Origin of the sequence: Azospirillum sp. ST 5-10, from assembly GCF_051225715.1 — a bacterium.
Taxonomy (GTDB): Bacteria; Pseudomonadota; Alphaproteobacteria; order Azospirillales; family Azospirillaceae; genus Azospirillum.
Map to the genome: position 1 here is coordinate 13,347 of NZ_JBPJSP010000044.1, position 23,383 is coordinate 36,729.

Sequence of the window (23,383 nt, forward strand, 5' to 3'; positions counted from 1 at the left end):
ATATATCCGTATGTCGGGCAACGCAAGGCAGTAACCGTTCGAACACGGGCCGATCGCCGCGCCGCGGGCGGGCCGCGCCGCCGCTTCGCTTGCGGTGTGAAGCAGGATGCAACCCGCGGACGGCGTCATGCCGGCGCCGCGAGCGCGTCCGCGCCCTGCCGCCGGGCGCCCGGCGCCTGCGGCACGAAGCCGATGAAGGTGAGGTCGTCGCGGCGCCGCTCGGCGCCGCGGTAGGCGTCGAGCGCCGCCAGCACCTCGGCCGCCACCGCCTCCATGGGGAGCCCGGCCGCCGACCGCAGCACCTCCTGGAGCCGGCGGCGGCCGAACAGCAGGCGTTTGGGGCCGCCGATGTGGTCGGTGACGCCGTCGGTGAACAGATAGACCCGCAGGTCGGGGCGCAGCGCCAGATCGTGGCGCCGGAACCGCACGCCGGCCCGCCGGTCGCGGCGGTAGCCGAGGCTGGCCCGCGTCCCGGCGACCAGATGGACCTCGCCGTCGGCGTGGTAGAGCAGCGGCAGGTTGGCGCCGGCGAAGGACAGCCGCCCGGCGGCCGGGTCGATGACGCAGACGGCCGCGTCGAGCCCGTCGTTGGAGGAGTCGGCGTCGTCCGCGCCGTCCTGGCGCAGGGCGGCCCGCACCATGGCGTCCATCCGCTCGAGGATCGCCGCGGGATCGCGGGTCCGATGGTCCTGGAGGACGCGGGTGAAGGAGGAGGAGGCGATGGCGGTCATGACGGCGCCCGGCACCCCGTGCCCGGTGCAGTCCATCAGCGCCACCACGCACAGGCCGTCGACCTCGCCGATCCAGTAGCAGTCGCCGCCGACCACGTCGAGGGGCTGCCAGACCACCGCCACGTCGTCGAGCAGGCCGCCGTGGGCGTCCGCCGGCGGCAGCAGCGAGCGCTGGATGCGGCGGGCGTAGCGGGTGCCCTCGGCGACCGAGGCGAGCGCCGCCTCCAGCGCCTCGGACTTGGCGGCCAGCGCCGCCTCGCGCAGGGCGACGGCGTCGACGAAGTGGCGGAAGGCGCGCCCCATGTCGGAGATCTCGTCGTCGCCCTCCACCGGCACCGGCACCGCGTCGCCGCGGGCGTTGGCCGTCATGCACTGCTGCAGACCGAGCAGCCGGGCGACGAGATGGCCGCGCACGTACAGCGCGAACAGCATCGCCGCCAGGATCGCCAGACCGCCGATGGCGAGCAGCCCGTGGAAGGCGGTCCGCACGAAGGCCCCGAAATCCTGCCGCTCGGCGGCGATGTCGGCCTGCAGGGCGGCGAACCGGCCGGCCACCGTGGCGACGAAGCGTCCGGCCAGGACGTTGTTGTGGGCCACCAGCCCCTGGGTGCGGGTGGCGATGTCGAGCTGGCGGCGGCGCAGGTCGAACACGTTGTCCGGCCCCTCCCCCAGCGCCGCGGCCGCGTCGGCGACGCCGCGCAGCCCGTGCGCGTAGACCGGCGGCAGCTCGTCGAGCGCCGCCCGGGCGTCGCCCAGCTGGATGCGCGTCTCCTCCTCGATCCGCGTCACCGCCGACGCGACCGGCACGACCCCGACGGGCAGCATGCCGTCGATGGCCTGGTTCAGAATGTTGGTGAAGGCGCGCAGGGCGTCGAGCCGGGCCACCGCGCGGTCGATGTCGTCGGCGTCGGCGGGGCTGGTCAGCACCTCGCTGATGCGCTCCTGCACCCGCCGCAGGTCCTTGGCGGTCCGTCCCAACGTGGCGATGGCGTCGTTCAGGGCGCGATCGGCGGCGTGCCGCTCGGCGACCAGCCCGGCCAGGCCGGTCAGGGCCTCCTCCATGGCCGGCCGGAAGCGGGCCAGCGGCTCGATCGCCTCGGGCGGCGCGCCGGAGGCCTGCAGGTCGGCGAAGTCGGCGTCGAGCTGGCTGAACAGGTCGCGGGTGTGCTGGACCTCGCGGTCCAGCTCCAGCGAATCGGTCGAGGCCACCAGCCGCGGCGCGCTGGCGGCGACGGTCTGGCTCTGCTGCGCCAGCCGGGCGAAGGCGACGAGGTGGCCGAGACGGGTGAGGGCGATGTGGTCGAAGCCGCGGCGGAATTCCACCGCGCCGTACACCGCGACGCTCACCGCGAGCACCGTCAGCACGACCAGCAGGCCGAAGCCGACGAACAGCCGGTGGGCCACGCCCAGGCGAAACCGCGCCACCTTCCCCTCCCCCGGTGCCGAACCGACGGGTCCGTCTTACACCGTCGGTGCACGGGCGGTCACGGCCAATTGGCGGCGCCGGCGGTCCGCCGCCGAATTGCCACACGCCGCGGCGGCCCGGCGGACCGGGCCTACACCGCCCGCCGCGCCAACGCCAGGGAGGCCCGCAGCGCCGCCGCCAGCACCTCCTTGGGCGAGCCGGGGAAACGGTGCTCCTCCACCCGCGGCTCGCCGCCGCGCCGCAGGACGGCGAGATAGACCAGGCCCGGAGGCTTGCCGCACTGGGCGTCCGGCCCGCCGACGCCGGTCACCGCCAGGGCGACGGAGGCGTCCGGCGCCCGCTCCAGCGCGCCCTGCGCCATGCGGCGGGCGACCTCGGCGTGGTAGGGGGTCAGCGCGCGCAGCAGCTCCGCCGGGACGCCGAGGGCGTCGGTCTTCATGGCGCTGCGGTAGGTGACGAAGGCGCCCGACACCACCTCCGAACTGCCGGGCGCGGCGGCGAGCGCCTGGCCGAGCAGGCCGGCGGTGCAGGATTCCGCCGTCACCAGCCGGTCGCCGGAGCGCTTGCTGGCCTCCACCAGCCCGGTGGCGAGGGCGTGGACGTCGGCCGGCAGCTGGAAGTACGCCTCGTCCGGCCGCAGGACGGCGGGCTGGAACAGGCGGGCGTCCAGGGCCTCCAGCGGGCCGAAGCGGTCGGCGGCGGGGTGGTCGAGGCGGATCGGGTTGACCCGCTTGAACCAGGTCCGCCCCAGCCGGCTCATCACGTTCTCGAAGACCAGCCGCGCCCGCTCGTCGCCGAGCAGGTCGAGGCGCCCCGCCAGGTCGCCGGCGGTCGCCGCGGGATCGGCGAACACGGCGTCGATGACGGCGAAGACCATGACGTCCCATTCCAGGTAGGTGGCGCCGAGCTGCGCCTCGTCGCCGGCGCTGATGCCCAGCCCGTCGGTGGGCGTCGCCCGCCAGGTGCGTTCCGGGACGCCGTAGGCGCGGGCCATCCACGGCACCTCCCACGATTTCAGCAGCGACTGCACCGGGGCGAGGTCGCCGACGTCGCCGTGCAGGGTCCAGAAGCCCGCCCCCAGCTCGGAGAAGTTGTCCGTGCTCGCGACCACGCCGCCGTAGCGGTGGGCCTGGTCGTAGAGGGTGACCATGCGCAGGCGCGCCCGCAGGTTGCCGCGGCGGATGCGCAGGGAGGTCGCGTCCTTGGCGGCGAGGTCGGGGTCGAGGCCGCCGATGGTGCCGACGAGGCCGCGGTACTGCTCGGAAAGGTCGAGGTGGTGGTGCTCGATCTCCAGCGCCCGGCAGGCCTCGACGCCGCGCTCGGTCTCCTCGGGCGCCTGCTCGATGGGCAGGGTGAAGCCGATCACCCGCCATCCCGCCCGCTTCAGGAGGGCCGCCGTCAGGGCGCTGTCGACCCCGCCCGACATGCCGAGCACCGCCGTCCCCACCCCGGCCTGCTGCCGGTAGTCGGTCAGGTCGCCGACCAGCCGCTCGCCGACCGTGGCGAGGTCGGCCTCCGCCAGGAACAGTCCGCGCGCGATCTGGTCGGCGAACCGCTGCTCCAGCCACGGCGACAGGGGGCCGAGCCGGCCCTGCCGGCTGAGGTCGAGGATGCTCTCCCGAAGGGTCATGGCCGTCCGCCTCCTGTTGTTCGTCCCACCGATCAACGGCGTGGCGGGAAAAACGGCACGCCCCTGCACCCCGGCGCGGCGCCCGAGGACGCTTGCCACCCGGCCCGCTCCGCACCACCCTGAGGGATGCCACAGGTTCCGGCGCCGTATGCCGAGGGATCCCTGAACGATGAGTCTGCGCCACGCCACCGTCCGTCAGCTCCAGATCTTCGTGGAAGCGGCGCGCACCCTGTCCTTCGCCCGCGTCGCCGACCGCCTCGGCCTGACGCCGGCGGCGATCTCCTTCCAGATCCGGCAGATCGAGGGGCTGAGCGGCTTCGCCCTGTTCGAACGGGTCGGCCGGCGGGTGGTGCTGACCGACGCCGGGCGCGAGCTGCTGGCCTGCGCGGAGGTGGTGCTGGAATCGCTGGAGGCGGCGGACCAGCGCATGGCGGCGCTGAAGGGCCTGAGCCACGGCCACGTGACGATCGGCCTGGTGACCACCGCCACCTATCTGGCGCCGCACCTGCTGAGCCGCTTCCAGGCGGAGCATCCCGCCGTCACCGTCACCCTGAAGGACGGCAACCGGCGCCGCATCCTCGAGGCGCTGACCGGCGGCGAGATCGACCTCGCCATCATGGGCCGCCCGCCCGAGGACGCCGAGCTCGCCGCCCACCCCTTCGCCCCGCACCCCTCGGTGATCATCGCCGCCCCGTCCAACCCGCTGGCGCGGCAGCGCGCCCTGCCGCTGGCGGCGCTCGCCGGCGAACGCTTCATCGTGCGCGAGGAGGGGTCGGGCACACGGGCGCTGATGGAGCGCCTGTTCCAGGGCGGCGACGTCGCCCCCGCCATCGCCATGACGTCGAGCAGCAACGAGACGATCAAGCAGGCGGTGATGGCCGGCCTGGGCGTCGCCCTGATCTCGCGCCACACCATCGGCCTGGAGCTGGCCTGCGGCCTGGTGGCCGAGCTGGCCGTCGAGGGGCTGCCGCTGATGCGCTCCTGGTACGTCGCCCACCGCCGCACCCTGCCGCTGCTGCCGGTCCAGGCGAACCTGCGCGATTTCCTGGTGGAGAAGGGGCGCGCCATCATCGAGGACCGGCTGGCGGCCGCCCCCCTTGCGGATCGGGCGGCCGCTCCTACATAGTCAACCAGTCCGTCAACAACAGAAAGGAGGTGATCCTGTGTCTCATTGCACCGAGCTGCGGTCGTCCGCCACCGCCACCAGGATCCCCGCCACCGCCGGGACCGGTGCCGTCTGACGAGGACGCGCGGCGGTCCGGACGGACCGCAGCAGGCAATGGAAGGGCCGCCCCCCGGGGCGGCCCTTCGTCGTTCCCGGGTCGGTGATGTTCGGTCGGGTCCGATGTCCGGCCGGGAGGCCGGGCGGGCGTCAGCGCGCCAGGCCGCGGGCGTCGTGCCGTTCGGTGGCCGGCGATCCGGCGCCGCCCGAGGAGCGGACGGCGGCGAGCACGTCGTTGAGCCGGCAGGCCATGTCCATCGCCGCGTCGAAGGCCGGATAGAGCTTCTCGGAATCGATGTCGTAGCAGAGGGCGCGGGCGTTGCTGAAAGCCGTCGCGCGATCGGCGGGGCGCTGCAGGTCTGTCATCGGAACCGTTCCTCCTTGCGGATCTCCCAGCGGCCCGGGGCGGCGCGGGATGTTCGTCAGTTCCGCAAAATGTAACGGCCCTCTATGGCAAGCGATAGCAAAATGCATTCTCCGATATGGCAAGGAAAACCTTGTCTATCGGGTCGCGCCCTGTGGCCCGCCGCCGTTACGGCAGGCGCCGGCCGGTGAACGGGTTCCAGCCCAGCCCCGCCAGGGCGGCCCACGCCGTCGCCCCCAGGTGCGGGCTGCGGTAATAGTGGAAGTCGTCGGTCGCGCTGTCCGGCCCGATCGCCAGGCCGGTGGTGATGCGCGGCTCACGGGTCGCCCAGAGATAGCCGCCGGGGCTGACCTCGCCGGCCAGCCCGTCGAGCAGCCGCGCCGCCGCGGCGGGACGGCCGAGCGCGCGATACACCAGCGCCGCCTGGGCGGTGCCTTCGACCCACAGCCCGTCGCGGTCGTCGTTGAAGTCGAACCCGCCGGCCACGCCGTGGGCGCGCTCGGCGTGGTCCAGCGCCGCCCGCCAGCGGCCGGGCGCGTCGCGCAGCAGCAGCGGCCAGAGCTGGGCGTCGAGCCCCGACAGGTCGCGGTTGACGGTCACGCCGTCCGGCGTCGTGCCGATCGGGAAATGCCCATCGCCGGCGCTCCACATGGCGTCCAGGAAGGCGCGCGCCTCGCGCTCCGGGCCGTCCCACGGCGCGGCACTCCCGGTGCGGCCCAGCCAGTCGAACAGGGCGGCGAGGTCGGTGTTGTGCTCGGTCGACTTCCAGGCGAGCGGCCGGGGCGCGTCGTCGAAGCCCTGGACGCCGCCGGCGAAGCCGCCCGGCCCCCGCGGATCGCGCGTGCGCTCGACCGCCCAGCCGGCCAGCCATGCCGCGCCGTCGCGCCAGCGTGCCTCGCCGGTCGCCTCGTGCAGGGTCAGCAGGGCCAGGCCGGCCCAGGCGACGTTGCCGGTGGCGCTGCCGACCTGGTAGGGGTCCTCCAGCCAGCGGTTCGCCGCCGCGTCCCACCAGCCCATGGGCGGAACCGGCCGCTCCGTCAGCGGCCCCGCCCGGTAGGCGTTGCGCAGGCGCCCGGCCGCGCCGCTGCGGTCGTCCGTGGCGGCGGCCAGCAGCGCCTCGCCGATGCGCCGGGCGCGGGCGGTGTCGCCGCAGGCGACCAGGGCGATGGCGGCGAGCGCGTTGTCGTAGGCGAAGGCGGCGTTGGCCAGCGCCGGCTCGGCCGGCGGCCCCTCCCCGACGTCGGCGTCGTAGCTGCGCAGGAGGATCGGACCGCGTCCCGGGTGCACATCCACGCGCCGGACCAGCGCCGCGCACGCCGTTGCCGCGAGCCCCTCGGCCGCATCCGCCGCTGCCGCCGGCGCGGCGCCACGGGAGGCGACGACCGCGGCGGCAGCCAGCAGGGCGAGGGCGTGACGGCGCCTCATGCCGCGTCGGCCTGGACCGCGGAACGGTCGCGCTGGGCCGGCAGCGTGATAGTCACGCGCAGGCCTCCGTGGTGCGCCAGCGCGGCGACGACGGCACCGCCATGGGACTCGATGGCCCGCCGCGCGATCGCCAGGCCGAGGCCGAAGCCGGCGCTCGACGACGTCGACTCCGGCCGGGCCGACTCCAACCGGAGGAACGGTTCGAAGATGCGGTCGAGCATGTCGACTGGCACGCCGGGACCATGGTCCTCCACCTCGACCCGCAGCCAGCGTTGCTCCGGACCGACGGTCGCGGTGACCTCGACCGCCGTCTCCGGCGCGGTGAACTTCACGGCGTTGCGGATGATGTTCTCGAAGGCACGGCACAACACCTCGCCAGCCACCGTGGCGACGAACCGCCCCTGCGACGCCATTCGCACGGAACGGCCGCACGCCTGCGCCTCGAACGCGGCGTCCTCGACGATGGCGCCGAGGAGTTCGATCAGGTCGACGCGTTCCCGAACGATCACGCCGCCGCCGACCTCCAGGCGGGCCAGCGTCAGCAGTTCGCCAACCATGCCGTCCAGCCGCTCCGCCTCCCGCTCGATGCGCTCCAGCATGTCGGGGGCCCTGGCAGGGGTCTGGCGCAGCAGACCGATGGCCGCTTGCATCCGGGTCAGCGGCGAGCGCAACTCGTGCGAGAGGTCGTGAAGCAGGCGCTGGCGCGTCTCGACGAGGCGCTGCAGCCGGTCGGCCATGCGGTCGACGTCGCGCCCGAGATCGACGATTTCGTCGCGCCGCGTGCCCATACGCGGGCCGACGCGCGTCGCGAAGTTGCCCAGCGCCACCGAATGGAGGGCCCAGCGCAGATGGTGCAGCGGCCGCGACAGGTACCAGGCGAGGAAGCTGCTGAACAGCAAGGAGATGACGGCGCCGGAGACGATCGGCACCGCGAGGGTGGGCGGCGGCGGCGGCCGGTCGATGGCGGCCACGCGGCTGAGCAGCGTGTAGAACTGGCCGTCCGCCGCCGCCACCGTGCGCCGCGTGGCGGCGTCCGGCAGCTCCTCGCCGGCGAGGAGCTGCCCCCGCTTGCCCAGCAGGGCGATGCGCGGGGCGACGGGATCACCGCTCCACTCGGCAATCAGTGCGGCCGCGGGGCCGACGCCGGTCGTCGCCAGCACCTGCTCGGCCGTCCGCAACATGAGGCCGGCCCACCCGCGCTCGCGGGAGGTCGCGGCGTCGGGGTGCCCCGAAACCTCCAGATAGGATATGCCGGCGGTGAGGGACAGTGTCATCGCCAGCCAGAAGGACAGGAACAGCTTCCAGAACAGCCGGCCCATGGCTACTCCAGCACAAGTTGATAGCCCATGCCGCGCACCGTCTGGATCCACGACCGACCGTCGCCGCGCGGGCCCAGCTTCTGCCGGATGCTGCTGATGTGCACGTCGATGCGCCGGTCGAACGGTGTCAGCGGGTGGCCGAGCGCCCGCTGCGACAACTCCTGCTTGCTGACCAGCCGGCCGGCGCTGCGGGCCAAGGTCATCAGCAGGTTGAACTCGGTGCCCGTCAGCTCCAGCGGAAGGCCGTCCAGGGTAGCGGCGCGGCTGCCCGGCCACAGCACCAGCGGCCCCGCCTGCACGGCGACGTTGGCCGACAACGATGCCGTCTCGGGCTGCGTGCGGCGCAGGATGGCGCGCAGACGAGCCACCAGCTCGCCCGGCGTGCAGGGCTTCGGCACGTAGTCGTCGGCACCGAGATCGAGTCCGGTGATGCGGTCGACGTTGTCGCCGCGCGCCGTCAGCATCAGGATCGGCACCCGACTGGCTTGGCGGATGCGGCGCAGCGCCTCGATGCCGCTGAAGCGCGGCATCATCACGTCCAGCACCACGATGTCATACGCCCCGCTCAGCGCCGCGGCGACGCCGTCCTCGCCGTTGTGAACCGCGTCGGCGTCGAACTGCTCCTGCACCAGATACTCCGCGAGCATGGCGGTGAGTTCGACGTCGTCGTCGACGAGCAATACCTTGGTCATGCCTCAAACATCACCGGCACCGTACCGTTGTCAACAAAGAAACACCCACCCGTTACGAGCGGCGCCGAAGTTTTTCATAACTTTACAGAGGCTTAACCGCGCTTAACATCGCCCTGCGCTATATCGGCGGCAGATGTTCCTCTTGACGGGATTTGCGCCGGCATGGTGCCCGTTCTTCGCCTTCGAATGATGGTCGCGGCCATGGCGCTGGTCCTGACGGCCTGTGCCGTGGGACCGGACTACCGACCACCACGCACGGCGGCCCCGGCGGCCTGGTCGGCCCCCCTGCCGCACGACGGCAGCACCACCGGGCTGATCGGCTGGTGGAACCGCTTCGACGACCCGGTGCTGACACGGCTTCTGCGCTCGGCCGAGGCCGGCAGTCCATCCCTGGCCGCCGCCTGGGCCAACATCCGCGCCGCCCGCGCCACTCTGGCGGACAGCCGGGCCGACGGGCTGCCGAACCTCTCGGGAGGCGGGACGGCCCAGCGGTCGAAGGAGGGGACGGGAACGGGGACCGGCGGCGGGGTGGCCAACTCGCTCTCCGGAACGCTCGACGCCTCCTGGGAGATCGATCTCTTCGGCAAGGTGCGCCGCAGCAACGAAGCGGCGCAGGCGCGGATCGCGGCGCGCACCGACGATTGGCACGACGCCCGCGTGTCGCTCGCGGCAGAGGTCGCCGACACCTACGTCCAGTTCCGCGCCTGCCGGCTGCTGGCCGACGCCTACGCCGACGAAGCGCGGTCGCAGACCGAAACGGCGCGGGCCACCGCCACCGCCGTGCGGGCGGGCCTGACCTCGGACATCGACGGCGCCCTGGAGCAGGCGAGCGCCGCCAGCCTGCGCTCCACCCTGGTCGAACAACGGGCGGCGTGCGACGTGCTCGTCAAGGCGCTGGTCGCCCTGACCGGCGAGCAGGAGCCAACGCTGCGCCATCTCTTCGACCAGGGCACCCCCGCCCTGCCGGCCCCGGCCGCATTCGCCGTGGACCACGTTCCCGCCGCCCTGCTGGCCCAGCGGCCCGATCTGGCGTCGCTGGAGCGGGAACTCGCCGCCGCCAGTGCCGAGATCGGTGCCGCCGAGGCCGACCGCTACCCGAGTCTGACCTTCTCCGGCGAGATCGGGCGGTCGGGGAGCGGCCTCGGCTCGCTGATGACCGGCTGGCTTCTCGGACCGGTGGTGTCTCTGCCCGTCTTCGACGCCGGCAAGCGGGCCGCTGCGGTGGACAGTGCCGAGGCCGCCTACGAGGCGCGGCTGGCGGCGTACCGGGACGGCGTGCGCACCGCGCTGAAGGAGGTGGAGCAGGCCCTGGTCCGCCTGGACGGCGCCACCCGGCGGACCGCCGATGCCGAAGCCGCCGCCCGGGGCTACCGGACCTACTTCGAGGCCGTCGACCGCAATTGGCGGGCCGGTGGCGCCAGTCTTCTGGACCGCGAAGAGGCGCGCCGCAGCGCGCTGGCGGCGGAGATCGAAACCATCACCCTCCGGCGCGACCAGATCCAATACTGGATCGCCCTCTACAAGGCGCTGGGCGGCGGCTGGCGGCCGGACACCCCGGCCCGCTCCCCCGGCCCGGCAACGGACATCCCCTCATGAACCGCATCCTTCCCATCGGCCTCGCCGCCGTCGTCGCAGCCGCGCTGGCCGCCGGAGCGGCGCTCCGGCCTGACGCGCCGCACGCCGAGACCGCCACGGACACGGCGGCGGCGTCCAGCGTGCTGACCGTCACCGCCACCACGCCGTCGGTGCTGGAGTGGCCGCAGACGCTGACCGCGAGCGGCCCCCTCGCCGCTTGGCAGGAAGCGGTGATCGGCGCCGAGGTCGGCAGCCTGCGCATCACCGATCTGTTCGCCGACGTCGGCACGGTGGTGACCCGGGGCCAGGAGTTGGCCCGCCTGTCCCGGGACTCCGCCCGGGCGGACGTCCGCAAGCAGGAGGCGACGGTGGCCGAGGCCAGGGCCAAGCTGGCCCAGGCCGAGGCCGACGCCCGGCGGGCCCGCAAGGTCAAGGGCAGCGGCGCCCTGTCGGAGCAGCAGGTCACCGAGTACCTGATCGCCGAGGACACCGCCAAGGCGAGCCTTGCCGCCGCCGAGGCGAACCTGGAGAGCAGCCGCATCACGCTGGGGCAGACCAGCATCCGGGCGGTGGACGACGGCGTCATCACCGCCCGGTCCGCTGCCCTGGGCACCGTTGTGTCGGCCGGGACCGAGCTGTTCCGCCTGCAACGCCAGGGCCGGGTGGAGTGGCGGGCCGAACTGGACGCCCGTCAGCTCGCCCGCGTCCGCCCGGGGCAAACGGCACGGGTGACCCTGCCCGACGGCCGCACCCTCACCGGCGCGGTGCGCCTGCCCGCCCCCAGCCTCGACGGCGACACCGGACGCGGCATCGTCTACGTCGCTCTGCCCGCCGGCAGCGGTGCGGTCGCCGGCGGCTACGCCAGCGGCACGATCGAGCTGGAGACCGCCCCGGCCCTCACCGTGCCGCAGTCGGCCGTCGTCCTGCGCGACGGCCGGGCCTACGTCTTCTCGATCGGTGCCGACGGGCGGGTCAGGCGGCACGGCGTGACCACCGGGCGCCACCGCGACGCCAGGGCCGAGATCCTGACCGGACTGCCGGCCGACCTCCCCATCGTCGAATCCGGCGGCGCCTTCCTCTCCGACGGCAGCGTGGTCACCGCCGCGCCCGCCACCACCGAGCCGACCGCCGCCGAGCCGACCGCCGCCGTGCCGGAGGACCGGTCATGAACCTCTCCACCTGGTCGATCCGCAACCCGGTGCCGGCGCTGCTCCTGTTCATCCTGCTGACCCTGCTCGGCCTGATCGGCTTCGCCCGGCTGGGCGTCCAGCAGTTCCCCGACATGGATCTGCCCACGGTCACCGTCAGCGCCACGCTGGAGGGAGCGGCGCCGGCGCAGCTCGAGACCGAGGTGGCGCGCAAGATCGAGGACAAGCTGGCCTCCCTCGGCCGGATCGAGCACATCACCACCACCATCACCGACGGGACCGTCACCATCAGCGTCTCCTTCGACATCGACAAGGACAGCGAGGAGGCGCTGAACGAGGTTCGCAACGCGGTGGACGGCGCCAAGGCCGACCTGCCCGCCAGCATGGCCAGCCCCAGCGTGTCCAAGGTGACCGCCGAGACGCGGGCGCTGCTGACCTACACCGTGCGCTCCGACCGGCTGGACGAGGAGGAGCTGTCCTGGTTCGTCGACAACGACATCACCAAGGCGGTGCTGTCGGCCAAGGGGGTCGCCGCGGTCACCCGCATCGGCGGCGTCGACCGCGAGGTCCACGTCGACCTCGACCCGACCCTGATGGCCGGGTTGGGGATCGCCGCGTCGGACGTCTCCGCCGCCGTGGAGGCGATGCAGAAGGACGATTCCGGCGGCCAGGGCGAGGTGGGGGGCAAGCGGCAGTCCATGCGCACCCTGGGGGCCGTCGCGACGGCGCGGGAGGTGGCCGCCATCGCCGTCCCGCTGGCCGACGGACGGCACGTCCGGCTCGACCAGGTGGCCCGGGTCAGCGACATCCACGCCGACCGGTCGACCCGGGCCTTTCTCGACGGCGTCCCGGTGATCGCCTTCCAGATCACCCGCTCCAAGGGCTTCTCCGATGTCGGCGTCGCCGAGGCGGCGCGGTCGGCCATCGCCGCCTTCGCCGCCACCCACCCCGAAGCGACCATCGCCGAGGCCAGCACCACCGTCACCCCCATCATCGAGAACTACGAGGGCTCCATGCACCTGCTGCTGGAGGGGGCGGCGCTGGCGGTGGTGGTGGTGTGGTGGTTCCTGCGGGACTGGCGGGCGACCGTCATCTCGGCGGTAGCGCTGCCGCTGTCCATCCTCCCCGCGTTCGCGGCGATGCAGCTCCTGGGCTTCAGCCTGAACACCATCTCGCTGTTGGCGCTGGCGCTGGTGGTCGGCATCCTGGTCGACGACGCCATCGTCGAGGTGGAGAACATCGCCCGTCACCTGCGCCAGGGCAAGTCGCCGCTGGCCGCCGCCATGGAGGCGGCCGACGAGATCGGCCTGGCGGTGATCGCCACCACCTTCACCCTGGTGGCGGTGTTCCTGCCCACCGCTTTCATGGACGGCATCCCCGGCAGGCTGTTCCGGCAGTTCGGCATCACCGCTGCGGTGGCGGTGCTGGCCTCGCTGCTGGTGGCGCGTCTGCTGACGCCGATGATGGCGGCCTATTTCATGGTGGTCCGCCCGCATCGCGCGGGCGACGGCTGGGTGATGCGGACCTATCTCGCCGGCGTGCGCACCTGCCTGCGCCACCCCGGGCGCACCGCGCTCGCCGCCCTCGCCTTCCTCGCGCTGTCCCTGTCGATGATCCCCCTGCTGCCGACCGGCTTCATGCCGGCCCAGGACGACGCCCAGACGCAGGTCACCCTGACCCTGCCGCCGGACGCCGCCCTGGACGACACGGCGGCCGTGACCGGGCGCGCCATGGCCCTGATCCGCGGCATGCCGGAGGTGACGGGCGTGTTCGCCTCGGTGGGCACCGCCACCTCCGGCCAGGGCATGGAGGCGACGACGACGACCAGCGCGCGCAGCGCCGCCCTGACGGTGCAGTTGCGCCCCCGCTCCGAACGCACGCTCCCGCAGGCGGCGGTGGAGGAACGGATGCGGGCCCTGCTGCGGCGGATTCCCGGCGCCCGGATCGAGGTCGGCCGCGGCAGCAACGGCGAGCAACTGCAGATCACCCTGGCCAGCGACGATCCGCTGGCGCTGGAACGGGCCGCGGCATCGGTGGAAGCGGACCTGCGCACCCTGAAAGGGATCGGCAGCGTGACCTCGGGAGCGGCGCTGCAGCGCCCGGAGATCCAGATCGCCCCCGACCACGCCCGCGCCGCCGCCCTCGGCGTGACTTCGGAGGATCTCGCCGAGACGGTGCGCATGGCGACCTACGGCGACTATTCCACGGACATTCCCAAGCTGAATCTGCCGCAGCGCCAGATCCCCATCCGCGTCCAGCTCGACCCGGCGGTGCGCGCCGACTTGGCACGCCTCGGCCAGCTCCGGGTGACCGGGGCGCGCGGATCGGTGGCCCTGGCGTCGGTGGCGGACGTCGGCTTCGGCAGCGGGCCGTCGCAGATCGACCGGCTCGACCGCTCGCGCAACGTCACCCTGACGGTCGAACTGGCCGGCCGCGCGCTCGGCGAGGTGATGCGCGAGGCCGAGGCGTTGCCGTCGCTGCGCGCCCTGCCGCCGTCGGTGCATCTGGTGCAGCAAGGCGAGTTGGAACGCATGAACGAGCTGTTCGGCAGCTTCGGCACGGCTGCCGGGATCGGCATCTTCTGCATCTACGCGGTGCTGGTGCTGCTGTTCCACGAGTTCCTGCAGCCGCTGACCATCCTGGCCGCACTGCCGCTGTCGGTCGGCGGTGCCCTCTTCGCGCTGCTGGTCATGGGGATGAGCTTCTCGATGCCGACGGTGATCGGCCTCCTGATGCTGATGGGGATCGTGACCAAGAACTCGATCCTCCTGGTGGAGTACGCGGTGATGGCGCGGCGCGACCAGGGCATGGGCCGCGTCGATGCCCTGATCGACGCCTGCCACAAGCGCGCCCGGCCGATCCTCATGACCACCATCGCCATGGGCGCCGGCATGCTGCCCATCGCGCTCGGCATGGGCGCCGACCCGAGCTTCCGCCAGCCCATGGCCGTCGTGGTCATCGGCGGTCTGCTGACCTCGACCGTGCTCAGCCTGCTGGTGATCCCGGTGATCTTCGTGCTGGTGGACGACCTTTCCCGCCGGATCGCCGGCCGGGTCCGCCGCGCCGCCATGGCGCAGGCCGGCGGGGTCGATCGGGCGGGGTGATCGCGCGGGGATACGACGCTTTCCAGCCGGCGGCGGTGCACGAGTATCGCCGTCGTCGCCTGCCGGCGCCGCCCACAACGAAAGGGGGGCGCCGAAGCGCCCCCCCACCGACCAGCGCCCGCACCCGCGCTCAGCTGCAGCCCGTCGTAGATCCGCAGGTGTCGCACTTCAGGCAGGTGCCGTTGCGGACCAGGGTCATGTTGCCGCACTCGCCGCAGGGGTCGCCCTCGTAGCCGCGGGCGCGCGCCTCGCGCACCCGCTCGATGCGGCTGTCCACCGCCTGCACCGAACCGACCGTGACCGTGGCGGTCGCCGTGACCTCCGCCGCCCGGGCGGTCGGCGCGGCGGGGCCGTCGGTGCCGGTGGCGAGCGCCACCGCCGCCACCGCCTTCTGGGCCTGGCCGCCGTCGAGCACCCGCAGGTTGGAGCGGACGTAGCCGGTCGACGCCACCCGGCGGACGATGTCCGAGGGCTGGATCGGCTGCTCGTCCGGCAGGTCTCCCTGGGCGTCGCCCGAGCCGACGGTGAAGGGCAGCAGGTCATCCGGCGTGGCGTGCGCCAGGTCGGTGCGGCCGAGGTAGGAGATCGCCAGCTCGCGGAACAGGTAGTCGATCACCGACGTCGCCATCTTGATGGCGTCGTTGCCCTGCACCGAGCCCGACGGCTCGAAGCGGGTGAAGGTGAAGGCCTCCACGAACTCCTCGAGCGGCACGCCGTACTGCAGGCCGATCGACACGGCGATGGCGAAGTTGTTCATCAGCGACCGGAAGGCGGCGCCCTCCTTGTGCATGTCGATGAAGATCTCGCCGAGCCGGCCGTCCTCGTACTCGCCGGTGCGCAGGTAGATCTTGTGGCCGCCGACCATCGCCTTCTGGGTGTAGCCCTTGCGGCGGTGCGGCAGCTTCTGGCGCTCGGCCATCTTCCGCTCGATGATCTTCTCGACCACCTTCTCCACCACCCGCTCGGTGACCAGCGGCACGCGGGCGGCGTTGGGGGCCTCGACGATGCGCTCGACCAGATCCTCCTCGTCCTCCTCGACGCCGTCGAGCAGCGAGGCCGACAGCGGCTGGCTGAGCTTGGAGCCGTCGCGGTAGAGCGCGTTCGCCTTCAGGCCGAGGCGCCACGACAGGAGGTAGGCGTCCTTGCACTCCTCCACCGTGGCGGCGTTGGGCATGTTGATGGTCTTGGAGATGGCGCCGGAGATGAAGGGCTGGGCGGCGGCCATCATGGTGATGTGGCTCTTCCACGACAGCGCCCGCTTGCCGATGCGCCCGCACGGGTTGGCGCAGTCGAACACCGCGAGGTGCTCTTCCTTCAGGTGCGGCGCGCCTTCCAAGGTCATGGCGCCGGCGCAGTGGGTGTTGGCCGCCTCGATCTCCTGGCGGGAGAAGCCGAGGCGCGGCAGCAGCTCGAAGCCGGGCTGGTCGAGCTCGGCCGCCGGGATGCCCAGCTTGGCCGTGATGACGTCGGCGCCGAGCGTCCACTTGTTGAAGGCGAACTTGATGTCGAAGGCGTTGGCCAGCGCCGCTTCCAGCTTCGCCAGGGTGGCGTCGTCGAAGCCCTTGGCCTTGAGCGTGTCGTGGTTGACGCCGGGGGCACCCTTCAGGGTGCCGTGGCCGACGGCGTAGCGGCCGATCGCCTCGATCTGCTCCGGCGTGTAGCCGAGCGTGGCCAGCGCCTCCGGCACCAGCCGGTTGACGATCTTGAAGTAGCCGCCGCCGGCCAGCTTCTTGAACTTCACCAGCGCGAAGTCGGGCTCGATGCCGGTGGTGTCGCAGTCCATCACCAGGCCGATGGTGCCGGTGGGGGCGATCACCGTGGACTGGGCGTTGCGGAAGCCGTGCTGCTCGCCCAGCTCCAGGGCGCGGTCCCAGGCGCGGGCGGCGGCCTCGGCCAGCTCCTCGTCGGGGCACTGGGTCGGGTCGAAGGGCACCGGGTTGACCGACAGCCCCTCGTAGCCGCCGGTCTCGCCGTGGGCGGCGCGGCGGTGGTTGCGGATCACCCGCAGCATGTTGTCGCGGTTCTCGGCGTAGCCGGCGAACGGCCCCAGCTCCTCCGCCATCTCGGCCGAAGTGGCGTAGGCGGTGCCGGTCATGACCGCGGAGATGGCGGCGCAGATGGCGCGGCCCTCGTCGCTGTCGTAGGACAGGCCCGACGCCATCAGCAGGCCGCCGAGGTTGGCGTAGCCGAGGCCGAGCGTGCGGAAGCGGTAGGACAGCTCGGCGATCTCACGGCTGGGGAACTGCGCCATCAGCACGGAGATCTCGAGGACGATGGTCCACAGGCGGCAGCCGTGCTCGAACGCCTCGACGTCGAAGGAGCCGTCGGGGCGGCGGAAGGTGAGCAGGTTCAGGGACGCCAGGTTGCAGGCCGTGTCGTCCAGGAACATGTACTCCGAGCACGGGTTCGAGGCGTTGATGCGCCCCGAGGCCGGGCAGGTGTGCCAGTCGTTGATGGTGGTGTCGAACTGCACGCCGGGGTCGGCGCACGACCAGGCGGCGTAGCCGATCTTGTCCCACAGGTCGCGGGCGCGCAGCGTCTTGGCCACCTTGCCGTCGGTGCGGCGGATGAGGTCCCAGGCGCCGTCCTCCAGCACCGCCTCGATGAAGGCGTCGGACACGCGCACCGAGTTGTTGGAGTTCTGGCCGGCCACCGTCAGGTAGGCCTCCGAATCCCAGTCGGTGTCGTAGGTGCGGAAGTCGATGTGGGTGTAGCCCTGGCTGGCGAACTGCATCACGCGCTGGACGTAGTTCTCCGGGATGCCGGCGTTGCGGGCGGCCTTGATCGCCAGCTTGAGCGCGCGGTTCTCCTTGGGGTCCAGGCCCTGGGCGCAGGCGGCCATCACCTTGTTGAGGTGCGCCTGGCAGGTCTTGGAGCCGGCGACCAGGGCGGCCACCTTCTGCTCCTCGACCACCTTCCAGTCGATGTAGGCCTCGATGTCGGGATGGTCGAGGTCGACGGTCACCATCTTGGCGGCGCGCCGGGTGGTGCCGCCCGACTTGATGGCGCCGGCGGCGCGGTCGCCGATCTTGAGGAAGCTCATCAGGCCCGACGACTTGCCGCCGCCCGACAGCCGCTCGCCCTCGCCGCGCAGCTTGGAGAAGTTGGAGCCGGTGCCCGAGCCGTACTTGAAGAGGCGCGCCTCGCGCACCCACAGGTCCATGATGCCGCCCTCGTTGACGAGGTCGTCGCCGACGGACTGGATGAAGCAGGCGTGCGGCTGCGGGTGCTCGTAGGCCGAGGCCGAGGAGGTGAGCAGGCCGGTCTTGAAGTCGACGTAATAGTGACCCTGGCTCGGCCCGTCGATGCCGTAGGCCCAGTGCAGGCCGGTGTTGAACCACTGCGGGCTGTTGGGCGCGGCCATCTGGGCGGCCAGCATGTAGCGCATCTCGTCGTAGAAGGCGCGGGCGTCGCCCTCCCCGTCGAAGTAGCCGCCCTTCCAGCCCCAATAGGTCCAGGTGCCGGCGAGCCGGTCGAACACCTGCTTGGCCGAGGTCTCGCCGACGAACCGCTCCTCCTTGGGCAGCTTGGCCAGCGCCTTCTCGTCCGCGGCCTTGCGCCACAGCCAGGAGGGGACGGTCTCCTCCTCCACCGCCTTGAGGGCGGCGGGCACGCCCGCCTTGCGGAAGTACTTCTGGGCCAGGATGTCGCTGGCGACCTGACTCCAGGCGTCCGGCACCTCGATGCCGGACTGCGAGAACACCACCGAGCCGTCGGGGTTGCGGATCTCGCTCGTGGCCCGGCGGAAGCCGAAGGCGGCGTAGGCGTCCTTGCCTTCGTGCGTGAAGCGTCTCTGGATCCGCATGAGTGTCGCGCTCCCTGTTCCCGTAAATCTGCCCGCGGACGCCGGCGGTCCACGGCCACGCTCTGGCTGGCCGCCGGACGCCACATCCTGTATTCTGGGGGCACCCTAACCACACGCTATCGGGCGATCAACCCGATTTGGTGTTTTGCACCGAGTTGCCCACAAGATATAGCGTCGCACCCTCAACGGCGCGGGCATGCCGGGAGTTCCGGCGGGGGTCCGATTTTTCTCCGGCCGGCGCCGGGCCTCGCGGGGAACGTTCCTCCACCTATAAGGACCGGACGCCTCCGAGGGGGCGTGCGCCTAGCGGCGGTTGTGTCTGGGGATATCCCTGCGAATCCCGCAACCGACCGTTCATGGGAAATTCCCGCAGCACTGTCCGCGAATCGCCGAGGCGCAACTTTGAGGACGAAAGTCCTTCATACATACGCATGCCTTGCGCCTTAAGGACGAAATGCCTAGAATGATCTTGCTTCGTTCCAGCTCGGCGCCTAGACTCGGCGGGTGACCAGGGCCGACGCGGCCCGTTTCGAGGGTGCACCCGTGCGCGCTCCCCTGCCCGCCCTTCTCCTGATCGCCCTGATCCCGGCGGCGCTCGCGCCGGCGCTGGCGCGCGAATCGGCCGCCCTGCCGGGACCGATTCCGGCCGAGGTGCTGGAGGTGGTGGACGGCGACACGCTGTCGGTGCGCGCCACCATCTGGCTGGGCCAGATGGTGGAGACTTTGGTGCGCCTGGAGGGCGTCGACACGCCGGAGCTGCGCGCCCGCTGCCCCCGGGAAAAGGAGATGGCGATCGAGGCGCGCGAGCTGACGCGCCGACTCGTCGCCGACGGCCCGGTGCGGCTGCTGGAGGTGCAGGCCGACAAGTACGGTGGCCGGGTGCGCGCCCGCGTCCTCAGCGCCGGCGGCACCGACCTCGCGCACGCCCTGCTGACCGCCGGCCTCGCCCGCCCCTACGGCGGCGAGAAGCGCCAGCCCTGGTGCGAGGGGGTGTAGTCACCGCCCGGCCAGCGACTCCCAGCCCCCTGCTTCGCCGCTGCGGAACAGCGCCTCGATCACCCGCAGGGTCGCCACCGCGTCCTCGAGCGGGTACTCCGGCGCCACGCCGTCGCGCAGCGCGCGGGCGAACGCCTCGGCCTGGAGGGCGTACTGGTCGGCCGCCTCCAGGTCCTCCGCCACCGCCGAGGCGTCGCCGCGCCGGCTGCCGTCGTCGACCAGGATGCGGCAGGGCTCGTCGGGCGGCGCGTTGAAGGGGATGCGCACCTCGATGCGGCCGGCGCTGCCGAGGAGCTGCACCCGCTGGTAGGGCACCATCCGCGTCGACACGGTGAAGGTGGCGTGGCCGCCGCCGGGAAAGGCCATCAGCGCCGAGGTCAGGACGTCGACACGGCAGGCCGGATCGCGCTCGACCAGCGCCGTGACGCGCGTCGGTTCGGCGCCGAACAGCCAGCGCGCCAGCATCACGGGGTAGCAGCCGATGTCGTAGAGCGCGCCGCCGCCGTGTTCTGCCCGGTTGCGGATGTCGGCGGGATCGGCGTTGTGGTAGCTGAAGCTGGCGGTCACCGCGAGGAGATCGCCGATCCGGCCGGCCCGGACGAGCGCGCGGGCGCGCAGCCATTGCGGGTGGTGGCGCACCATGAAGGCTTCCAGGATCACCCGGCCGGTGCGGTCGCGCACGGCGATCAGGCGCTCGGCCTCGGCGGCGGTCAGCGCCAGCGGCTTCTCGACCAGCACGTGCTTGCCCGCCTCGGCGGCGCGGATCGCCCAGGGGACGTGCTGGTCGTTGGGCAGCGGGATGTAGACCGCCTCCACCGCCGGATCGGCCAGCAGCGCCTCGTAGCTGCCGTGGGCGCGGGGGATGCCGAGCCGCGCCGCGACGGCGCCGGCGCGGGCGGCGTCGCGCGACGCGATGGCCGCCACCGTGGCCCGGTCGGTGCGCCGCAGCCCCGGAATGACCTTCTCCACGGCGATCTTCGCCGTGCCCAGAATGCCCCAGCGGACCGCGTCCATCGTTCCCCTCCCGTCGCGGTCAGGCGAGCCGTCGGCCGTCGTGCGGATCGAACAGCGAAACGCGGCTGCCGTCGAGCCGGATCGGCAGGGGCGCGTTGCGGTGGATGCGCTGGTCCGGCGCCATGCGGGCGGTGACCTCGCCCGCCTCGGTGGCCAGCAGCACGTAGAGGTCGGGGCCGGTCGGCTCGGCCATCAGCGGGTTGGCGGTGAAGGCCTCCGGCCCGCCGTCCTCGGCCACCCGGATGTGCTCGGGCCGGAAGCCCAGGGTGACCGGCCGCCCGTCGACGCCCGCGTCGGACAGCGCCAGCCCGGGCAGCGGGATGACGGCGCCGCCGCACACCAGGCGCAGGCGCCCGTCGGCCGGGGCGAGATGGCCGTCGAGGAAGTTCATGGTCGGCGCGCCGACGAAGGAGGCGACGAAGCGGTTGGCGGGACGGTCGTAGACCTCCTCGGGGCGGTCGCACTGCTGGATGCGGCCCTTGTCCATGACGACGATGCGCGTCGCCATGGTCATCGCCTCGATCTGGTCGTGGGTCACGTAGATCATGGTGCGCCCCAGCCGCTCGTGCAGGCGCTTCAACTCGATGCGCATGTCGGCGCGCAGCTTGGCGTCGAGGTTCGACAGCGGCTCGTCGAACAGGAAGACCTTGGGCTGGCGCACCAGGGCGCGGCCGATGGCGACCCGCTGCTGCTGGCCGCCCGACAGCTCCGCCGGCCGGCGGTCGAGCAGATGGCCGATGCGCAGCAGCTCGGCCACCTCCGCCACCGTGCGCTCGACCTCGGCGCGCGGGGTGCCGCGCATCTTCAGGCCGAAGCCGATGTTCCGGCGCACCGTCATGGTGGGGTAGAGGGCGTAGGACTGGAACACCATGGCGATGTCGCGGGCGTCCGGCTCCAGCGCGCTGACGTCGCGCCCGGCGATGCGGATGCGCCCGCCGGAGATCGGCTCCAGCCCGGCGATCATGTTGAGCAGGGTGGACTTGCCGCAGCCCGACGGCCCCAGCAGGACGAGGAACTCGCCGTGCTCCACCTCCAGGTCCAGGCCGTCGATGACGACGGTGGTGCCGAACGCCTTGCGGACCCCTTCGAGCGAGACGCCTTGCATGACCATGCTCCTCATCCCTTGACGGCGCCGGCGGCGATGCCGCGCACGAACAGGCGCCCGGAGAACAGGTAGACCAGGACGGTGGGCAGGGCGACCAGCATGGTCGCCGCCATGTTGACGTTGTATTCCTGCTCGCCGAACTGGGAGGCGACGAGGTTGTTGAGCGCCACCGTCACCGGCTGGCTGTCGCGGCCGCTGAAGGTCAGGCCGAGCAGGAAGTCGTTCCAGGTGTAGGTGAACTGCAGGATGACGGCGACCGCGAAGACCGGCAGCGACAGGGGCAGCATGACGTACCAGAAGGTCGCCAGGAACCCCGCCCCGTCGATGCGCGCCGCCTTCATCAGGTCGGGCGGCACCGACTGGAAGAAGTTGCGGAACAGCAGGGTCACGAAGGCCAGCCCCCACACCACGTGCACCAGCACCAGCCCCGGCACGGTGCCGAACAGGCCGAGCTCGCGGACCAGGATGATCATGGGATAGAGCGTCACCTGCGGCGGGATGAACAGGCCGATCAGCAGGGCCGCGAACAGCAGGTTGGCGTGGCGCAGCCGCCACAGGCTGAGCGCGAAGCCGGTGATGGCGCCGAGGCCGACCGACAGCACCAGCGAGGGGATGACGATCAGGAAGGAGTTGACGAACTGCCCCGACAGCCCGGCGGCACCGTTGCGCCCGTTCCACGCCTTGCCCCAGGCCTCCAGGGTCGGCGCCCGGGGCAGCGCGAACAGGCTGCCGTCGCGGATCTCCGCCATCGGCTTCAGCGAGGTGGAGAGCATCATCAGCAGCGGCGCCAGCACGGCCAGCGCGGCGCTGATCAGCAGGAGATAGAGGACGACCCGCTGGTAGCGCATCACCGGCCTCCCCGCGCCTTGCGCAGCTCGACGTAGAGGTAGGGGGCGATGACGGCGGCGATCGTGCACAGCATCATGAAGGCGCCGGCCGCACCCAGCCCCAGCTCCTGCCGGTTCAGGATGTGGTCGACGACGAAGCGGGCCGGCAGGTCCGACGCGAAGCCCGGCCCGCCGCCGGTCAGCGCCACCACCAGGTCGAACGCCTTCATCACCAGGGCCGACAGCAGGATCACCACGGTGAAGAACACCGGCCGCAGCATCGGCGTGATCACGTGCAGATAGACCCGCCAGGTGGGAATGCCGTCGACCCGCGCCGCCTTCCAGATGTTGGGATCGACGCCGCGCAGGCCGGCCAGGAACAGCGCCATGCACAGCCCGACCTGCTGCCAGACGCCGGCCATGGCGAGCGTGTAGACCGCCCGGTCCGGCCGGACGATCCAGTTGAAGACGAAGTCCGTCCAGCCGAGGTCGCGCACGGCGTCCTGGATGCCGTAGACCGGGTTGAGCAGCCACTGCCAGATCACGCCGGTGACGATGAAGGACATCGACAGCGGCAGCATGAAGACGGTGCGGAAGAAGCCCTCCGCCCGCACCCCGCGGTCGATCAGGATGGCCAGCGCGTAGCCCGCCAGGGTGCAGCCGGCGATGAACAGGGTGCCGTGGATCGCCAGGTTCTCCATCGCCGTCCACCAGCGGGCGCTGGCGAACAGCCGGCGGTACTGGTCGAAGCCGACGAAGTCGTAGACCGGCAGCAGCCGCGACTTGGTGAGGGAGATCACGAAGGTCCAGGCGATGAAGGCGTAGAAGCAGACCAGCGTGATCACCGTCGCCGGGACCAGCGCGATCCGCGCCGCCGCGGTCGGCGACAGGCGCCGGCGCGGCCGGACCGCGCGGTCGGTGCCGGCGGCGGGCAGGACCGCCGGGCTTTGTTCGGCATGGGACATCGGGCGCTCCTTCCCGGGCCGGGGCGTCGCCCCCG

Annotated in this window: 16 protein-coding genes; 5 read left to right on the top strand and 11 right to left on the bottom strand. The window is 72.4% G+C overall.

Annotated elements, in window-relative coordinates:
• Window positions 1–125: 125 nt before the first annotated feature.
• Together ACSBPG_RS29710 and nadE are read right to left on the bottom strand one after the other, a co-directional pair.
• The gene (locus tag ACSBPG_RS29710) at window positions 126–2,156 is read right to left on the bottom strand and encodes a SpoIIE family protein phosphatase (RefSeq protein ID WP_435540871.1); all 2,031 of its coding nucleotides are present in this window, start codon (window positions 2,154–2,156) and stop codon (window positions 126–128) included.
• Between the two features lie 131 nt (window positions 2,157–2,287).
• Window positions 2,288–3,787 (bottom strand): NAD(+) synthase, encoded by a 1,500-nt coding sequence (nadE, locus tag ACSBPG_RS29715; RefSeq protein ID WP_435540872.1) that lies wholly within the window; start codon window positions 3,785–3,787, stop codon window positions 2,288–2,290.
• Window positions 3,788–3,956: 169 nt separating this feature from the next.
• Between nadE and ACSBPG_RS29720 the strand changes: the two genes are divergently transcribed.
• Complete coding sequence (locus tag ACSBPG_RS29720; protein WP_435540873.1) at window positions 3,957–4,913, top strand: LysR family transcriptional regulator; 957 nt, start codon at window positions 3,957–3,959, stop codon at window positions 4,911–4,913.
• A gap of 246 nt (window positions 4,914–5,159) precedes the next feature.
• On the opposite strand, the gene ACSBPG_RS29725 is transcribed toward ACSBPG_RS29720, so the two are convergent.
• The 4 genes from ACSBPG_RS29725 to ACSBPG_RS29740 form a co-directional block, all read right to left on the bottom strand.
• The gene (locus ACSBPG_RS29725) at window positions 5,160–5,375 is read right to left on the bottom strand and encodes a hypothetical protein (RefSeq protein WP_435540874.1); all 216 of its coding nucleotides are present in this window, start codon (window positions 5,373–5,375) and stop codon (window positions 5,160–5,162) included.
• Between the two features lie 166 nt (window positions 5,376–5,541).
• Complete coding sequence (locus ACSBPG_RS29730) at window positions 5,542–6,798, bottom strand: hypothetical protein (protein WP_435540875.1); 1,257 nt, start codon at window positions 6,796–6,798, stop codon at window positions 5,542–5,544.
• On the bottom strand, window positions 6,795–8,117 hold the full coding sequence (locus tag ACSBPG_RS29735; protein ID WP_435540876.1) for an ATP-binding protein: 1,323 nt from the start codon (window positions 8,115–8,117) through the stop codon (window positions 6,795–6,797). The genes ACSBPG_RS29730 and ACSBPG_RS29735 overlap by 4 nt, the downstream gene beginning before the upstream one ends.
• Window positions 8,118–8,119: 2 nt before the next feature.
• Window positions 8,120–8,809, bottom strand: a complete 690-nt coding sequence (locus tag ACSBPG_RS29740) for a response regulator (protein WP_435540877.1) — start codon at window positions 8,807–8,809, stop codon at window positions 8,120–8,122.
• Window positions 8,810–8,971: 162 nt separating this feature from the next.
• Between ACSBPG_RS29740 and ACSBPG_RS29745 the strand changes: the two genes are divergently transcribed.
• The 3 genes from ACSBPG_RS29745 to ACSBPG_RS29755 are packed head-to-tail and all read left to right on the top strand — an operon-like array spanning window position 8,972 to window position 14,636.
• Entirely contained in the window at window positions 8,972–10,405 is a 1,434-nt protein-coding gene (locus ACSBPG_RS29745; RefSeq protein ID WP_435540878.1) for an efflux transporter outer membrane subunit, read from the top strand.
• Window positions 10,402–11,553, top strand: coding sequence for an efflux RND transporter periplasmic adaptor subunit (locus ACSBPG_RS29750; protein ID WP_435540879.1), 1,152 nt, complete (start codon window positions 10,402–10,404; stop codon window positions 11,551–11,553). The genes ACSBPG_RS29745 and ACSBPG_RS29750 overlap by 4 nt, the downstream gene beginning before the upstream one ends.
• On the top strand, window positions 11,550–14,636 hold the full coding sequence (locus tag ACSBPG_RS29755; protein WP_435540880.1) for an efflux RND transporter permease subunit: 3,087 nt from the start codon (window positions 11,550–11,552) through the stop codon (window positions 14,634–14,636). The genes ACSBPG_RS29750 and ACSBPG_RS29755 overlap by 4 nt, the downstream gene beginning before the upstream one ends.
• 130 nt (window positions 14,637–14,766) lie before the next feature.
• Here ACSBPG_RS29755 and ACSBPG_RS29760 read toward each other — a convergent pair whose 3' ends face one another.
• Window positions 14,767–18,441: a vitamin B12-dependent ribonucleotide reductase gene (locus tag ACSBPG_RS29760; RefSeq protein WP_435540881.1), complete on the bottom strand. Its 3,675-nt coding sequence runs from the start codon at window positions 18,439–18,441 to the stop codon at window positions 14,767–14,769.
• Between the two features lie 543 nt (window positions 18,442–18,984).
• Between ACSBPG_RS29760 and ACSBPG_RS29765 the strand changes: the two genes are divergently transcribed.
• Window positions 18,985–19,437, top strand: a complete 453-nt coding sequence (locus ACSBPG_RS29765) for a thermonuclease family protein (protein ID WP_435540882.1) — start codon at window positions 18,985–18,987, stop codon at window positions 19,435–19,437.
• On the opposite strand, the gene ACSBPG_RS29770 is transcribed toward ACSBPG_RS29765, so the two are convergent.
• Genes ACSBPG_RS29770 through ACSBPG_RS29785 form a run of 4 tightly spaced genes read right to left on the bottom strand, consistent with a single transcriptional unit; the run spans window position 19,438 to window position 23,348 of the window.
• Entirely contained in the window at window positions 19,438–20,451 is a 1,014-nt protein-coding gene (locus ACSBPG_RS29770) for a Gfo/Idh/MocA family protein (RefSeq protein WP_435540883.1), read from the bottom strand.
• A 19-nt stretch (window positions 20,452–20,470) separates the two neighbouring features.
• Window positions 20,471–21,562, bottom strand: coding sequence for an ABC transporter ATP-binding protein (locus ACSBPG_RS29775; protein ID WP_435540884.1), 1,092 nt, complete (start codon window positions 21,560–21,562; stop codon window positions 20,471–20,473).
• A 5-nt stretch (window positions 21,563–21,567) separates the two neighbouring features.
• On the bottom strand, window positions 21,568–22,404 hold the full coding sequence (locus ACSBPG_RS29780; protein ID WP_435540885.1) for a carbohydrate ABC transporter permease: 837 nt from the start codon (window positions 22,402–22,404) through the stop codon (window positions 21,568–21,570).
• Complete coding sequence (locus ACSBPG_RS29785) at window positions 22,404–23,348, bottom strand: carbohydrate ABC transporter permease (protein ID WP_435540886.1); 945 nt, start codon at window positions 23,346–23,348, stop codon at window positions 22,404–22,406. The genes ACSBPG_RS29780 and ACSBPG_RS29785 overlap by 1 nt, the downstream gene beginning before the upstream one ends.
• Window positions 23,349–23,383: the final 35 nt, after the last annotated feature.

What these genes read in the sequence shown, in the direction of transcription:
- nadE (WP_435540872.1), bottom strand. Translation starts at nt 3,787, where the DNA reads ATGACCCTTCGGGAGAGCATCCTCGACCTCAGCCGGCAGGGCCGGCTC.
- ACSBPG_RS29720 (WP_435540873.1), top strand. Translation starts at nt 3,957, where the DNA reads ATGAGTCTGCGCCACGCCACCGTCCGTCAGCTCCAGATCTTCGTGGAA.
- ACSBPG_RS29725 (WP_435540874.1), bottom strand. Translation starts at nt 5,375, where the DNA reads ATGACAGACCTGCAGCGCCCCGCCGATCGCGCGACGGCTTTCAGCAAC.
- ACSBPG_RS29730 (WP_435540875.1), bottom strand. Translation starts at nt 6,798, where the DNA reads ATGAGGCGCCGTCACGCCCTCGCCCTGCTGGCTGCCGCCGCGGTCGTC.
- ACSBPG_RS29735 (WP_435540876.1), bottom strand. Translation starts at nt 8,117, where the DNA reads ATGGGCCGGCTGTTCTGGAAGCTGTTCCTGTCCTTCTGGCTGGCGATG.
- ACSBPG_RS29740 (WP_435540877.1), bottom strand. Translation starts at nt 8,809, where the DNA reads ATGACCAAGGTATTGCTCGTCGACGACGACGTCGAACTCACCGCCATG.
- ACSBPG_RS29745 (WP_435540878.1), top strand. Translation starts at nt 8,972, where the DNA reads ATGGTGCCCGTTCTTCGCCTTCGAATGATGGTCGCGGCCATGGCGCTG.
- ACSBPG_RS29750 (WP_435540879.1), top strand. Translation starts at nt 10,402, where the DNA reads ATGAACCGCATCCTTCCCATCGGCCTCGCCGCCGTCGTCGCAGCCGCG.
- ACSBPG_RS29755 (WP_435540880.1), top strand. Translation starts at nt 11,550, where the DNA reads ATGAACCTCTCCACCTGGTCGATCCGCAACCCGGTGCCGGCGCTGCTC.
- ACSBPG_RS29760 (WP_435540881.1), bottom strand. Translation starts at nt 18,441, where the DNA reads ATGCGGATCCAGAGACGCTTCACGCACGAAGGCAAGGACGCCTACGCC.
- ACSBPG_RS29770 (WP_435540883.1), bottom strand. Translation starts at nt 20,451, where the DNA reads ATGGACGCGGTCCGCTGGGGCATTCTGGGCACGGCGAAGATCGCCGTG.
- ACSBPG_RS29775 (WP_435540884.1), bottom strand. Translation starts at nt 21,562, where the DNA reads ATGGTCATGCAAGGCGTCTCGCTCGAAGGGGTCCGCAAGGCGTTCGGC.
- ACSBPG_RS29780 (WP_435540885.1), bottom strand. Translation starts at nt 22,404, where the DNA reads ATGCGCTACCAGCGGGTCGTCCTCTATCTCCTGCTGATCAGCGCCGCG.
- ACSBPG_RS29785 (WP_435540886.1), bottom strand. Translation starts at nt 23,348, where the DNA reads ATGTCCCATGCCGAACAAAGCCCGGCGGTCCTGCCCGCCGCCGGCACC.